Source organism: Micromonospora sp. NPDC049801 (assembly GCF_040656575.1).
Lineage (GTDB): Bacteria > Actinomycetota > Actinomycetes > Mycobacteriales > Micromonosporaceae > Micromonospora.
In genome coordinates this window covers 372,225-385,541 of sequence record NZ_JBFAMS010000006.1, presented here as the reverse complement: position 1 = coordinate 385,541, position 13,317 = coordinate 372,225, and the positions used below count along the sequence as shown (strand labels likewise).

Sequence of the window (13,317 nt, the reverse complement as noted above, 5' to 3'; positions counted from 1 at the left end):
CCATGGCGTTCCGACGCCCGTCCCGGTTCGCCGGGTTCACCACGATCTGGTTCGGCCAGCTGCTGTCGGCGCTCGGCACCCGGATGACGAACTTCGCCCTGAGCATCTGGGTGTGGGACGCCACCGGCCGGGCCTTCGACCTGACCATGCTGATGGCGTTCGCGTTCGGCGCGACAGTCATCTTCAGCCCGATCGCCGGCGCGCTGGTCGACCGGTGGGGCCGACGACTGACCATCGTGCTCAGTGACATCGGCTCGGCGCTCACCACCGCCGTCGTGCTGCTGTTGTTCCTCAGCGGCTCGGTCGAGGTGTGGCACCTCTACCTGGTCAACCTGGTGACCGGGGCGTTCCTCGCGTTCCAGCTCCCCGCGTACCAGGCGACCATCACGGTGATGATGGAGAAGGGCCAGTACCCGAGGGCCAACGCGATGATGTTCGCGGTCCGGACCATTCCGGTGATCTTCGCTCCCGGCTTCGCCGCCGCCCTGCTGGGCTTCATGGACATCAAGGTCATCCTGCTCGTCGACGCGCTCTCCTACGTGGTGGCGATCGGGGCGGTGCTGCTGGTGCAGCTCCCACCCCGGCCCCGCTCGACCCAGCCGGACGAGGGCGGCTTCTGGTACGACACGATCTACGGCTTCCGCTACATCCTGGCCAGCCGGGCGTTCACCGGGCTGGAGGCGATCATGTTCGCCATCAACGTGCTCGCGGCCGTCGGCTTCGCCCTGCTGGTGCCGCAGATCCTGGCCCGCACCGACAGCAGCACCAACGCGGTCGGTCTGGTGCAGACCATCGGCGCGGTGGGCGGCGTGGCCGGCGCGCTCCTGCTCGGGCTTTTGCCCAACACCCGCCACAAGATCCGCCGGATGCTCGTCGCCATCCTGGTCTTCAGCGTCCTCGGCCGGATCGTCTACGGCGTCGGGGACAGCATCATCGTCTGGTCCGTCGCCCTGCTCTTCCTGCACCTGTCCATCCCCTTCATCGACGGGTACGCCCAGTCGGTGTGGCAGGAGAAGGTCGAGCCGTCCCACCAGGGCCGGGTCTTCGCCGCCCGCCAGTTCATCGAGGACCTGGCGTACCCCGGCGGCACCGCCCTGGCCGGTATCGCCGCGGACCGCTGGTTTGAGCCGATGATGCGCGAGGGTGGCCCCGGCGTGCCGTACTTCGGGTGGCTGGTCGGCAGCGGACCGGGCGCCGGAATGGGCCTGATCTTCGTGATCGTCGGCCTGTTCGGCATCGGTGTGGCAGCCGCCGGGTTCGCCTCGCCGAGCATCCGCCGGATGGAGACCGACCTGCCCGACTACGACGAGCCGACCGACCCGCCGGCCCCGCTGCCCTCGCCGACCGGCACCGACGAGCTGACCGACGACCGCGCGGTGGTGGCGAAGTGACGCTGACCGAGGTGGTGGCCGGGGTCCTGGAGGTCGACCCGGCCGAGGTGACCGACGAGTCCGGGCCGGAGACCATCGGCACCTGGACCAGCCTGCGCCACCTGCAACTGGTGGTGACCCTGGAGGAGGTCTACGGGCTCTCCTTCGCCTTCGACGAGATCCGCGACGTGCGCAGCGTCGGCGAACTGCGGACGGTGCTGCGCGCCAAGGGCACGGAGACGCGATGAGCACCGTCCTGTTCACCCGACGCGCCCGCTGGCAGGCGCTCAGCCGCCGGCGGCCGGCCCCGACGCTGCGCGTCGCCCTGCTGGCCAGCTACACGGCGGACCCGCTGGTGCCGTACCTGGGCCTGGACCTGCACGAGCGCGGCCTTTCCGCCACGCTCACCGTCGGCCCGTTCCAGCAGGTCGTGCAGCAGTGCCTGGCCACCGACGGCTTCCTCGCCGAGGTCCGGCCGGACGTGCTGGTGGTGGCGCAACGCCTTGAGGAAGCGGGCGAACCCGGCGCGGGCGGCGACGCCTGGGCGACGGAGCTGCTGGCCGGGGCCGAGGCGGCCGTCACCGCCGCACGTCGGCACGGCGCCCTGCTGGTGTACGTGCTGCCGGCGATCCCCGCGGCCCGCCCGTCCGGGCCGGCCGACGCGATGCACGCCGACGGGGTGGCCGCCAGCGCCACCGTCGTACGGCAACGCCTGCGCGACCGGCTGGCCGGCGACCCGTGGGTGCTGCTCGTCGACGCCGACGAGGCGGTACGCGCCGTCGGCGACGAGCGGGCGCACCACCCGGTGCTGTTCCGCCTCGCCAAGGTGCCGTACACCGAGGAGGTCTTCGCCCGGCTCGGGGCGACCGCCGCCACGCTGGTGGCGTCCTGGTTCGGCACGGGCTGCCGGGCGCTGGTCGTCGACGGCGACGGGCTGACCGGCGCGGCGCACCTGCTGCCGGCGCTGCGCGAACTGCGCGCCGCCGGCGTACGGGTGGCGCTGCGGGCCACCGGCGACGGGTGCTGGTCGGACGGCGATGCCGTCGACCTGCTGGGCGTGCTCGACGGCTGGGTCACCGACGACCGGCCGATCGGCGCACAGCTCGCCGAGATCGCCGAGGCGCTGGACGTGGCACCGGCGCAGCTCGTCCTGGCCGGCGTCGACGCGGCCCAGCTCAAGCCGCCCAGTGCTGGGCCGCCCAGTGCAGGGCCGCCCAGCGAAGGGCCGACCAGCGAGCGGTCGACCAGCGAAAGGCCGACCAGCGAAAGGCCGACCGGCGATGAGCCGACCGGCGACGGGCCGGCGGTCGAGGGGCCGCCGCGGCGCGTGCTGCTCGGGGCCGACCCGACGGCGTGGCCGGACGAGCTGCGGGCGGCGCGGTTGACCGACCGGCTGCCGGAGCGACGGTGGATGGGCGGCGGGACCGGACCCCTCGCCGCGCCCGCCGAACTGTCCCTGGACGACTTCGTGGCCGGCCTGGACGTTCAGGTCGACTACCGGCCCGTCGTCGCGGACGGCGTCGGCGAGGTCGCCGAGGTGGTGGCCCGCGCGCACGACTTCGCCCTCGCCCCGGCCCCACCGGCCGCCGCGTTGGCCCAGCGGGCCGCCGATCTCGTGGCCATCCGGGTCCGCGACCGGCTGGGCGACTACGGCACCTCGGGCCTCGTCGCGCTGGACCGCGGCGCCGACCGCTGGACCGTCGACGTCTTCTCGCTCTCCTGTCCCGTGCTGGGCAAGGGCGTCGAGGCGGCCGTGCTGCGGGAGGTGACCCGCCGGGCCGGCGCGGCCGGCGCGGACGAGGTGGTCGTCCGGTGGACCGACACGGGCCGCAACGGCACCGCCCGGCGCTTCCTGTCCGAGGTGGACAGTCTCGTGCCCGCCGATCCTCGGGTCCGGCTACGCGCCATCCACGCGAGCGACGACCGGACCACGGGGGTACGGCCATGAGCGCGCCGCCGGTCGGCGTCGGGGTGGCCGCCCTGGCCCACGTCCTCGGCGAGCCGGTCGACGTGGCGGCGGCCGCGGCCGCGTACACCAAGGATCTTGATCGTCTGCGGTCCTGGGAGTACCGGACCTTCCACCGGGCCGGTCCCACCGTCGGGGTGACCGACCTGGCGGTGGTGGCCGGCGGCACGGCCCTGGACCGGGCCGGGCTGTCCGCCGCCGACGTGGACCTCGTGGTGCTGGCCATCCCCGACCTGGCCGAATACCTCTACTGGGACCCGGCCGCGCACACCCAGGCCCGCCTCGGCGCGCACCGGGCCGAGGCGGTGCTGCTCAACCAGGCGTGCGGCGGCGGGGTGGCCGCGTTCGACACGGTGGCCGGGCGGTTCGCCACCCATCCCGACTACCGGACGGCGCTGGTGATCGGCGCGAACCGGGTGTGCGAGCCCTACTGGAACCGGATGGAGGTGAACACCAGCGTCTTCTCCGACGGCGCGGCGGCGGCCGTGCTGGTCCGTGACCACGACCGGTGCCGCTGGCTGGCCACCGAGACCATCACCGACGGCCGGTACGCGGGCTTCATGCGGATGCCCGTCGGCGGCGCCGCCCAGCCGTTCACCCCGGACGCCGGCACCCCCCGCGTCGGTGACCCGGCGGACCGGCTCAACGAGTTCTTCGCCGGGGACGTACGGCGGATGTTCCGGTTCGTCGCGACCATCCGGGAGCGCAACCGGCAGGTGGTCCAGGCGGCCTGCGACCGGGCCGGCGTCACGCTCGCCGACGTCCGCCGCTTCGTGCACTTCCACGACAACGCCCGGCAGTTCGCCGAGCTGGCCAAGGACCTCGGCGTGGAGCTGGAACGCACGAACGTCGAGCTGGCCCTCGCGCACGGTCACATCGGCTGCGCCGACCAACTCATCAGCCTGGAGCGCCACCTCGACAGCGGCGAGGTGGCCACCGGCGACCTGGTCGCCCTGACCAGCACCGGCAGCGGCATGCACTGGGTCTGCACCCTGCTGCGGGTCTGACCGGCCGCCGCACCCACCCACGGGAAGGAACACCGAACATGAGAGTCGAGGAGGTCCTGCACCGGATCCGCCGGCTGCGCCGACCAGGCGCGGCCGCCGACCCGGAGCTGGCGCCCGGCCTGGTCCACCTGGACGACGCGGCGGTCACCGCCGTCGCGTCCGCCGGTCGGCTGCTCGCCGACGTACCCGTCGAGAAGCTGGCCAGCCCCGACTTCCCGCTGCGCCCGCTGCGGGTCGCGGTCACCGGCACGTTCACGCCCGGCACGCTGGAACCGCTGCTGCGGGTGGCGCTGCTGCGGATCGGCATCGCCGCCGAGATCCACGTCTCCGGCTTCGACCAGCTCGTGCTCGACCTCAGCGACCCCGGCTCGGCACTCGCCGAGTTCCGGCCGGACGTCACGCTCTGCCTGCTGCACGACGGCTGGTTCCTGCCCGCCGAGTGGGACCCCGGCGACCTGGCCGGCCTCGCCGACGTGCTGCGCGAACGGGCCGGCGTGCTCACCGCCGCGCTGCGCGGGTACGCCACCCGCACCGACGGCGCGGTGCTGCTGCACACCGTGCCGCTGTCGCCGTTGGAACACCGCAGTCTGGTCAGCTTCCGGGGGCGGGCCGAGCTGGGCCTCCTCTGGCGGGAGCTGAACGCCCAGCTCCTGGAGCTGGGTGGACGGGACACGACGTACACCCTGGACCTGGAAGCGCTGCTGGTGGACCACGACGGTCCGGTGCGCGACGAGCGCCTGTACCGGTTCGCCAGCATGGCGTGGACGCCCACCGTGGAACGCCGGTACGCCCACGAGGCGGCCACCTTCTGCCGGGCGGTCCTCGGCCGGACGGCCAAGGTGCTCGCACTGGACCTGGACAACACGCTCTGGGCGGGCGTGCTCGGCGACGACGGGCTCACCGGCATCCGACTCGGCGCCGACTACCCGGGCAACTGCCACCGGGACGTGCAACGTCGCGCCCTGGCGCTGCGCCGGCAGGGCGTGCTGCTCGCGGTGTGCAGCAAGAACGACCCGGACCTGGTGACCGAGGCGTTCGCGCAGCATCCGGACCTGCTGCTGCGCGCCGACGACTTCGTCGCGCAGGCGGTCAACTGGGGGCGCAAGGACGAGAACCTGCGCCAGCTCGCCACCAGCCTCAACCTGGGCCTGGACGCCGTCGTGTTCGCCGACGACAGCCCGTTCGAGTGCGAGCTGGTACGCCACGAGCTGCCGAGCGTACGGGTGGTGGAGCTGGCCGGCGACCCGGCCGGCTTCTCCACGCGGCTGCTCACCGAGGGGCACTTCACCGTACTGTCCACCGGCGCAACCGACCGGGAACGCACCGAGCTGTACCGGGCCCGCGCCGGGCGGGAGCGGTTCGCCGCCACGTTCGACTCCGCGGCCGACTACCTGCACGAGCTGAAGTTGCGGGTCAGCGTCCGGGACGTCGACGCGCACAGCCTGCCCCGGGTCGCGCAGCTCGGGCTACGCACCAACCAGTTCACGATGGCCGAACGGGCGCACACCGAGGCGCAGACCCGGGCCCGCGCCGACTCCCCCGACCACCTGGTGCTCACCGTCGAGGTGGCCGACCGGTTCGGCGCGGAGGGGCTGGTCGGCGGCCTGTGGCTGGACCGGACCGATCCGGACGCCTGGGTGATCGAGAACTTCGTGCTGAGCTGCCGGGTGTTCTCCCGGGGCGTTGAGCAGGCGGCCCTGCACCGGGTGACGGAGCTGGCCCGCTCGGCCGGCGCGACCCGGCTGGAGGCGCTGTTCCGGCCCACCGCCCGCAACAAGCCCGGCGGGGCCGTCTGGCCGTCCGCCGGCTTCACCGTGGCCTCCGTCGAGGACGGCACCACCCGGCACGTGCTGCCACTGCACCCCCCGCCCCGGCTGCTGCCGGCGTGGATCGCCCTGGAGGAGGGAGACATCCGTGCCTGACCTGTTCACCACCGTCGCGGGCCTCATCGAGCAGGTCGCGGACGTACCGGCCGAGGAGATCACGCCCGACGTCCGGTTCGCGTCGTTGGCCCACTGGACCAGCCTGGAGGCGCTGCGGCTGCTCTCGGCGCTGGAGGACGACCTCGGCGTACGCCTGGACCTGCGGGCGTACCTGGCGGTGACCGCCGTCGGCGAGCTGGTCGACCTGGTCGCCGCCGAGCGGGACGGGGTCGTCCGGTGACCGCCACCCGCACCGAGGTGGCGCCCACCGCGCCGACCCGGCTCACCGACGCCGACCTGGACCTGCTGCTGCTCATCCGGCACTTCGAGCTGGCGCTGCTGGACATGTTCGGCCGGGGCGAGCTGCACGGCACCACGCACACCTGCCTGGGCCAGGAGTACGTGCCGGTGGCGCTGCGCCCGCTGCTCGACGACGACGACTTCGTGTTCAGCAACCACCGGGGCCACGGCCACTACCTGGCCCGGTTCGACGACCCGCACGGCCTGCTCGCCGAGGTGATGGGCCGCGACGGCGCGGTGTGCCACGGTGTCGGCGGCAGCCAGCACATCCTGCGCGAGCGCTACCTGTCGACCGGGGTGCAGGGCGAGAGCGCGCCGGTGGCCGCCGGGGTCGCGCTGCACCTCAAGCGCACCGAACCCGGCCGCCTGGCGCTGGTCTACCTGGGCGACGGCACGTGGGGCGAGGGCGCCGTCTACGAGGCGCTGAACATGGCCGCGCTGTGGGGCCTGCCGCTGGTGCTGGTCGTGGAGAACAACGGCATCGCCCAGTCCACGCCGACGACCGCGCAGCTCGCCGGCAGCATCGGCGGCCGGGCGCGGGCCTTCGGGGTGGACCACCTCCGGATCACCTCCACCGACACCGAGGTCGTCCGCGCCGCGCTGACACCGGCGCTGCGCCGGGTCCGCGAGCGGTCCACGCCGTACGTGGTGGAGCTGCTCACCCACCGGGTGGGGCCGCACAGCAAGGGGGACGACAGCCGTCGCCCCGAGGAGATCGCGCACGCGCGGGCGCACGACTGGTACGCGCGTTACGCGCGGGCGTACCCGGAGCAGTTCGACGCGCGCGACGAACGCCAACGGGCGTACGTGGCCCAGGTCGTCGCCGACGTCGCCGGCCGCCCGGCGAGCCGCTGGACGGAGGAGAACCGTGGCTGAGCGGGTGGTGGAGAACCTCAACCAGGCCCTGCACGCGCTGCTGGCCGACGACCCCACGCTGAGCGTGCTCGGCGAGGACCTCGTCGACCCGTACGGCGGGGCGTTCAAGGTGACCCGGGGACTGTCGGCGCGCTGGCCGGATCGGGTGCTGTCCACCCCGCTGAGCGAGGGCGGGATCGTCGGCGTGGCCGGTGGGCTGGCCCTGGCCGGGCAGAGCGCGATCGTCGAGATCATGTTCAGTGACTTCGTGGCGCTGGCGTTCGACCAGATCCTCAACTTCGCCAGCAAGTCCACCGCCATGTACGGCCGGCGGGTGCCGATGCGGCTCGTGGTGCGCTGCCCCAGCGGTGGCAACCGCGGGTACGGCCCGACGCACAGCCAGAGCCCGCTGAAGCACTTCATCGGCATCCCCGGCCTGAGCGTGCACGAGGTGTCGCCCTTCCACGACAACCGGGCGGTGCTCGCCGGGATGCTCGCCTCCGGCCGGCCGGGACTGCTCTTCGAGGACAAGGTCCTCTACACCACCCGCATGTACGCCGACGGCGTCGTGGACGAGCTGTTCCGCTACGACCTGATCGGCCCGGACGCCGACGTCGCCCGGGTTCGGGTGGACGAGGAGGAGCAGGCCGACTGCGTGCTTGTCGTACCCGGCGGGTTGGCCGCCCGGGCCGTGTCGGTGGCCCGGGAGCTGCTGCTGCGCGACGACGTCGTCTGCCAGGTGCTGGTGCCCTCGCGGCTCTGGCCGCTGGACACCGACGCCCTGCTGCCGCCGATCGCGCGGGCCGGACGGGTCGTGGTGGCCGAGGAGAGCACCGCCGGCGGCACCTGGGGCGCGGAACTGGCGCAGGTCGTGCACCGGCGGCTCTGGGGATCGCTGCGCGCGCCCGTACGTCTCGTGCACTCCGCGGACAGCGTCATCCCGACCGCCGCGCACCTCGAACGCACCGTGCTGGTGCAGGACGCCGACATCCACCAGGCCGTGAAGGAGGTCGTCAGTGGTGACTGACCTGGTCGTCCCCAAGCTCAACAACAACGACACGACGTACGTCCTGCTCGACTGGCTGGCCGAGGACGGCGAGCGGATCCGCGCCGGCGAGCCGGTCGCCGAGGTGGAGACGTCCAAGGCGGCCGAGGAGCTGCTCAGCGACGGCGACGGCGTGCTGCACCGGCTCGTCGAGGTCAACCAGGAGTGCGCCCCGGGCGACGTCATCGGGCACGTCTTCGACGACGAGGAGGCGCGGCAGCGGTTCCTCGCCGCAGCGGTCACCGCGGCCGCCCCGACGCCCGACACCCGACCGGGTGGGCCCGTACTCACCGACTCGGCCCGGGAACTCGCCACCGCGCACGGCCTGGGCGACGACGAGTTGCGCGGGCTCGGCAAGGCGGTCGTGCGGCGTACCGACGTGGAACGCCTGCTGGCCGACCGGTCGGCGGCGCCCACGGCCGCGACCGAGCCGGTGGTGGTGGCCGCGGCCGCCGCGCTGGCGGCCGGCGACGGCCCGGAGCCGGACGACCCGCGCCCGGTGCACACGCTCTCCCGCGCCCAGCGCGCGGTGGCCGCCGTGGTCACCGAGTCGCACCGCGAGGTGCCGGCGGCGCTCGCGGTGATCAAGGTACGGGCCGACGCCGCCCTCGCGGTCGCCCGGCAGCTCACCCGCGCCACCCGCACCCTGGTCGGCCTGCCGGAACTGCTGGTCAAGGTGATCGGCGGGCTGCGCGAGGACCACCCGTTGCTGTTCGCCTCCCCCGGCGACGGCAGCAGCGTACGGCTGGCCGAGGCGGCCCACGTCGGCGTCACCATCGACGTCGGGACGGGCCTGTTCATCCCGGTGGTCCGCGACGTCGAGGAGCTGACCTGCGCGGAGATCGCCGAGACGCTGATGGACTTCCGCAGCCGGGCCGGCGGCGAGGGCTTCCGGGCCGGCGAGCTGGCCGGCGGGACCATCGTCGTGTCCCTGCACACCGATCCCGACGTGGTGCTCGCCGGGCCGATCGTCTTTCCCGGTCAGACCTGCGTGGTGGCGATCGGCGGGACCCAGGACGAGCTGGCGCTGGACGCGGACGGTCAGGTGGTGACCCGCCGGTTCGTCAACCTGAGCGCCGTCTACGACCACCGGGTCGTCAACGGACGGGAGGCGGTCGCCTTCCTGCAGGCGGTGAAGGCCGCCCTGGAGTCCCCCGACCACCTCGCCGAGGAGTGACGCGCCGGTCAGCCGAAGAGCTTCTCGTCGCACACCTGCCAGCCGACCTCCGACTCCAGCCGCAGGTCGAGCCGCAAGGTCTGACCGTTCCGGCCGGTCAGTTCGACGGTCACCGAGGCGCTGTTGCCGGCCTCGTTGGTGAAGGCGGCCCGGCCCATGGTGTGCGACACGGGCCGGCCGAGGCGCTGCACCGCCGAGGTGAACGCCGCCAGGTCGGTCCGCTCCCTGATCTCCTGGCACAGGGATTCGTGGGCGGCGGCGTCGTCGTTGCGCTCCAGCCGATGGACGAACTGGTCGGCCGCCGCGCGCGGCTCGTCCACGTCCGGTCCGGCGTACATCCACAGGAGAAAGCCGCCGACCGGCACGGCGAGCGCCGCCAGGCACCCGAAGATGATGGCGCCCGCGACGATCCATCCCGTACGCGAGGCCCTGGGCGGTGGGTCAACCGACGGGGGGTGCGGTGACAGGGCTGGGCGCATGGCGAAAGGCTAATTCCGGCGGGTACCTGACCGACGATGGTACGGCCACGAATCGATCTCGCTGTCCGTGGAGCCCGCCGGTCAGCCGGTCACGCAGGTCTGCCGGTCGTGATCGTTGGCCGCCGAGCAGCGGCGTGGACGGCGTGTCGTGATGCTGAGCCGCCAACGATTACGAGCGGCGGCGGTGGTGGCAAGCACGCACAGCGCGGCGGCGCCGAGCAGGGGTGGACGTCCGCCCAGGTGGACGGCCGCCGAGCCGAGCGGGATCGTCAAAACGAGCGGCCCGAACATCGCGGTGTTGGCCGTCGCGGCGACCCGGCCGAGCAGTGCCGCAGGGGTGTGCGTCTGCACGGCGGTGACCGCCGCGACCACGGTCCACGGCAGTCCGACGCCGACGGTCACCGCGCCCGCCACCGTGACCGGCCACCAGGGCAGACACCGGGCCAGACAACCCGTCGCGAACAGCACCGTTCCAGCGACCCCGACGGCCACGGGACCCCGTCGGGTGAGGAGCCGACCGACGACGAGTCCGCCCAGGATGGAGCCGGCGCCCTGGGCGCTGGCGAGCACCCCCAGAAAGCTCGTTGGCAGGCGCAGTTCCGTGACGACGATCGCGTAGAGAGCGGCGGTCACGAAGCCGGACATGGCGATCGACACTCCGGCGAGCAGGACCGGAACGCGGATGGTCCGCTGTCCGGCCAGGACTGCCAGTCCGGTACGGAGGCTGTGAGCCCGCCTCGTCGGTCGCCCGGATGGCGGCCGGTTCAGGCGGACCACCAGGTAGAGGAGGGCGACCAGAATCGGCATCACCGCGCTCAGCGCGGCCACCGCGTGCCCGCCCTGCCAGGCGTAGAGGCCCGCGCCGACCAGCGGCGCGACGAGCTTCATGCCCTCCTGGGCGCTGGAGCGCCACCCGTTGACGTCGCCGAGTTCCGCTGCCGACAGCGCGGACGGCAGCAGCGCCGTCTCGCCCGCGTCGATGAGTACGTAGCTGACACCGTAGGCGCACGAGACGGCGAAGACGAGCCAGGTCTGCCCCGGCCCACGGACGGCGAGGAGCGAGAACAGGGCGGCGGCCAGCGCGAGGTTGACGGCGATCACCAGTGGTCGCCGGGACGCCCGGTCGAGTAGGCCGCCGAGCCACGGGCCGGCGAGGACCGGGGCGTACACGCAGAGCCCGGTGAGCGCGGCGACGGCGGTCGAGCCGGTGAGGTCGAGGACCCAGAGGCCGGCCACCAGCGACATGGCGCTGCTGCCGAAGCCGGACAGCATGGAGATCGCCACGAACAGGTAGGCGTTGCGCCGCATTCAACCCTCCAGGTTGAGCCGAGTTCACTCACATCCTGTTGGGTTGAGCCTCGATCAGGCAATGCTGGCAGTGCGGTGTCAATGCAACATTGACAAGGCGGTGTCGAGGGCGTCCGCCACCGTGTGCACCGGCTGCGGCAGTCGGTCGCCCGCCTGGTCGAGGTCGGCGCGCAGATGCAGGGCCAGCGCGTAGAGCGACCCCGGGTCGGCGTCCAGAGCCGCGTCGACCGTGCTCCGCACCAGTGTCGCCCGACGGAAGCGGGAGTCCCACCGCCGGTCCGTCGCGATCCACCGCCCCAACTCGGCCACCGCGGCCCGCAACGCCACAATCCGCGGCGAGTAGCCCCGGTCCAGGTCCTGCCGCCGCGCACGCCGTGCCACGGCCAGGCGCTGCCGGCGCTGCTCGGCCGCATGCCGGCTGCCGAGGCCCAGGGCCGTCGCGATCTGCGCCCAGGTGACGCCATCGTGGCGGGCCCGGTCGATCAGCTCGGCCTCGCGCTCATCCAGACGGGTACGAGCGGCACGGACCTCAGCCAGACCGGCCAGCGGCGTCGTCACCGTGTCAACATTACATTGACAGCTCGACGTCGCGAGGGTGCGGCAGTGCAGGGCTCAGGCGAGTCGCGGTCTGCGATCTGCGGTCCCGGCCGGACAGCTGCCTGTTGCCACGGTTTCCCGACGGGCGGGGTGGCCCCCACTATCCGACGACGCTGTCGAGCTGCCCCATCTCTGGGACGGCCGAACGCTGGCGAGCTGACCCCTCTTGCGGGACGACCAGCCGCCGTCGAGCCGCACCGCTTCCGGGACGACCCAACGCTGGCGAGCTGCCCTGAGGAAAATTCACCCGTCGTGTTGAACCGTTGTCATGGACACGCCGTTGAGAGCCAGACAGCAATCACCCACACGGGAGGACCACAAGCATGCCCCCCGCGAACGACGCGACCGCGGTTATACGCCAATGGCCTACGAGGAAATCATCGCAGACCCGAGCCTCGCCGATCCCCAGATCGCACTCGCCTGGGGACATGCCACAGGCCGACTTCCACCTAGCGTCAGAAGATTCAGCGCGTTGAGCGAGGAAGTCTTGGATGACCTTGCTGACGCGCACGGAATCCGCCACCGCTACTACACGCTTGCGCGGGAGGGCAGGAATTTTGTCCTCAGGAAGAATACCGATTTTGCCCCCCACGGCGCCAATCGGAATCGTGCGGCAAATGTGCGGATTGCCCCGCCCGCTGGCTGGTCGCCGCAGACATCGGCTCGGGCGACCTATCAGGACATCACGGACTGGGCTCGACCCTCCGGCCAACTCGCCGAAAGCAGCCGCTCAGCAGACCTGCCCAGGATGCTGAATGATTTTATTACTGCCAGCGAATCCAGACAAAATCCATACACCGTGACCCGAGACGGCAACACCGCTGGTCTAGCCATCACCGGATCGAGCACGATGTATCAGGATCCCAATCCCTATTCGGTCGCGGCTCAGTGGGCCTCCCACGGCCAGTACGCCAACAGCGCGGGCCCCGCCTCCTCCCCCTCCATCAGCGACATGACTTCACGCTTCGAGTCCATGAGCATCGGCGACCCCTCGTCGCGAGCCGAAGTGGCAGGCATTCCCTCATCAGGAGCCCCAACACACCAGTACCAGGACAACGACAACGTCACCGGAAGGAGGGCACCGGCTCCTGACCAGGGCACCCCCAGACTCCGACGCCGCTAGGTGGCAGTGGGCAACGATTCGGACGGCGGCTCGAAACGCTCCACCGAGGTCGGGGTCTGTCAAGTAAGCGGCTCTGTCTCAGGACGACCCAACGCTGGCGAGCTGCCCCACCCTCAGGACGACCGAACGCTGGCCGGCTGCCCTACTTCTGGTACCACATGGGGCTGT

Annotated in this window: 13 protein-coding genes; 10 read left to right on the top strand and 3 right to left on the bottom strand. The window is 72.5% G+C overall.

The features are described 5' to 3' along the window. Positions 1 to 2: 2 nt before the first annotated feature. Genes AB0I89_RS14425 through AB0I89_RS14385 form a run of 9 tightly spaced genes read left to right on the top strand, consistent with a single transcriptional unit; the run spans position 3 to position 9,642 of the window. A complete protein-coding gene (locus AB0I89_RS14425; protein ID WP_357125645.1) occupies positions 3 to 1,391 on the top strand; it encodes an MFS transporter in 1,389 nt (462 codons plus the stop codon). Beyond that, positions 1,388 to 1,618: an acyl carrier protein gene (locus AB0I89_RS14420; protein WP_355048096.1), complete on the top strand. Its 231-nt coding sequence runs from the start codon at positions 1,388 to 1,390 to the stop codon at positions 1,616 to 1,618. Before AB0I89_RS14425 ends, AB0I89_RS14420 begins: the two co-directional genes overlap by 4 nt. After that, complete coding sequence (locus tag AB0I89_RS14415; protein WP_357125641.1) at positions 1,615 to 3,318, top strand: hypothetical protein; 1,704 nt, start codon at positions 1,615 to 1,617, stop codon at positions 3,316 to 3,318. Before AB0I89_RS14420 ends, AB0I89_RS14415 begins: the two co-directional genes overlap by 4 nt. Further along, a complete protein-coding gene (locus AB0I89_RS14410) occupies positions 3,315 to 4,343 on the top strand; it encodes a 3-oxoacyl-[acyl-carrier-protein] synthase III C-terminal domain-containing protein (protein ID WP_357125637.1) in 1,029 nt (342 codons plus the stop codon). Before AB0I89_RS14415 ends, AB0I89_RS14410 begins: the two co-directional genes overlap by 4 nt. Positions 4,344 to 4,381: 38 nt before the next feature. After that, the gene (locus AB0I89_RS14405; protein WP_357125634.1) at positions 4,382 to 6,265 is read left to right on the top strand and encodes an HAD-IIIC family phosphatase; all 1,884 of its coding nucleotides are present in this window, start codon (positions 4,382 to 4,384) and stop codon (positions 6,263 to 6,265) included. Beyond that, the gene (locus AB0I89_RS14400) at positions 6,258 to 6,506 is read left to right on the top strand and encodes an acyl carrier protein (protein ID WP_357125631.1); all 249 of its coding nucleotides are present in this window, start codon (positions 6,258 to 6,260) and stop codon (positions 6,504 to 6,506) included. The genes AB0I89_RS14405 and AB0I89_RS14400 overlap by 8 nt, the downstream gene beginning before the upstream one ends. Then, positions 6,503 to 7,441 carry a thiamine pyrophosphate-dependent dehydrogenase E1 component subunit alpha gene (locus AB0I89_RS14395; protein ID WP_357125628.1) on the top strand — a complete coding sequence of 313 codons (939 nt, stop codon included), beginning with the start codon at positions 6,503 to 6,505 and terminating at the stop codon, positions 7,439 to 7,441. Before AB0I89_RS14400 ends, AB0I89_RS14395 begins: the two co-directional genes overlap by 4 nt. Next, positions 7,434 to 8,447, top strand: a complete 1,014-nt coding sequence (locus AB0I89_RS14390; RefSeq protein ID WP_357125625.1) for a transketolase C-terminal domain-containing protein — start codon at positions 7,434 to 7,436, stop codon at positions 8,445 to 8,447. The genes AB0I89_RS14395 and AB0I89_RS14390 overlap by 8 nt, the downstream gene beginning before the upstream one ends. Further along, on the top strand, positions 8,440 to 9,642 hold the full coding sequence (locus AB0I89_RS14385; protein ID WP_357125622.1) for a 2-oxo acid dehydrogenase subunit E2: 1,203 nt from the start codon (positions 8,440 to 8,442) through the stop codon (positions 9,640 to 9,642). The genes AB0I89_RS14390 and AB0I89_RS14385 overlap by 8 nt, the downstream gene beginning before the upstream one ends. A gap of 8 nt (positions 9,643 to 9,650) precedes the next feature. Here AB0I89_RS14385 and AB0I89_RS14380 read toward each other — a convergent pair whose 3' ends face one another. From AB0I89_RS14380 to AB0I89_RS14370, 3 genes are all read right to left on the bottom strand, one after another. Next, positions 9,651 to 10,121 (bottom strand): hypothetical protein, encoded by a 471-nt coding sequence (locus tag AB0I89_RS14380; RefSeq protein ID WP_357125619.1) that lies wholly within the window; start codon positions 10,119 to 10,121, stop codon positions 9,651 to 9,653. 81 nt (positions 10,122 to 10,202) lie between these two features. Next, a complete protein-coding gene (locus AB0I89_RS14375; protein ID WP_357125616.1) occupies positions 10,203 to 11,429 on the bottom strand; it encodes an MFS transporter in 1,227 nt (408 codons plus the stop codon). Between the two features lie 78 nt (positions 11,430 to 11,507). Then, positions 11,508 to 11,987 carry a hypothetical protein gene (locus AB0I89_RS14370; RefSeq protein ID WP_357125613.1) on the bottom strand — a complete coding sequence of 160 codons (480 nt, stop codon included), beginning with the start codon at positions 11,985 to 11,987 and terminating at the stop codon, positions 11,508 to 11,510. Positions 11,988 to 12,387: 400 nt separating this feature from the next. Between AB0I89_RS14370 and AB0I89_RS14365 the strand changes: the two genes are divergently transcribed. After that, on the top strand, positions 12,388 to 13,149 hold the full coding sequence (locus AB0I89_RS14365) for a hypothetical protein (RefSeq protein WP_357125610.1): 762 nt from the start codon (positions 12,388 to 12,390) through the stop codon (positions 13,147 to 13,149). Positions 13,150 to 13,317: the final 168 nt, after the last annotated feature.

Bases quoted from the DNA above. Each gene is read 5' to 3' on its own strand.
- AB0I89_RS14425 (WP_357125645.1), top strand. From the start codon at position 3: ATGGCGTTCCGACGCCCGTCCCGGTTCGCCGGGTTCACCACGATCTGG.
- AB0I89_RS14415 (WP_357125641.1), top strand. From the start codon at position 1,615: ATGAGCACCGTCCTGTTCACCCGACGCGCCCGCTGGCAGGCGCTCAGC.
- AB0I89_RS14410 (WP_357125637.1), top strand. From the start codon at position 3,315: ATGAGCGCGCCGCCGGTCGGCGTCGGGGTGGCCGCCCTGGCCCACGTC.
- AB0I89_RS14405 (WP_357125634.1), top strand. From the start codon at position 4,382: ATGAGAGTCGAGGAGGTCCTGCACCGGATCCGCCGGCTGCGCCGACCA.
- AB0I89_RS14380 (WP_357125619.1), bottom strand. From the start codon at position 10,121: ATGCGCCCAGCCCTGTCACCGCACCCCCCGTCGGTTGACCCACCGCCC.
- AB0I89_RS14375 (WP_357125616.1), bottom strand. From the start codon at position 11,429: ATGCGGCGCAACGCCTACCTGTTCGTGGCGATCTCCATGCTGTCCGGC.
- AB0I89_RS14365 (WP_357125610.1), top strand. From the start codon at position 12,388: ATGGCCTACGAGGAAATCATCGCAGACCCGAGCCTCGCCGATCCCCAG.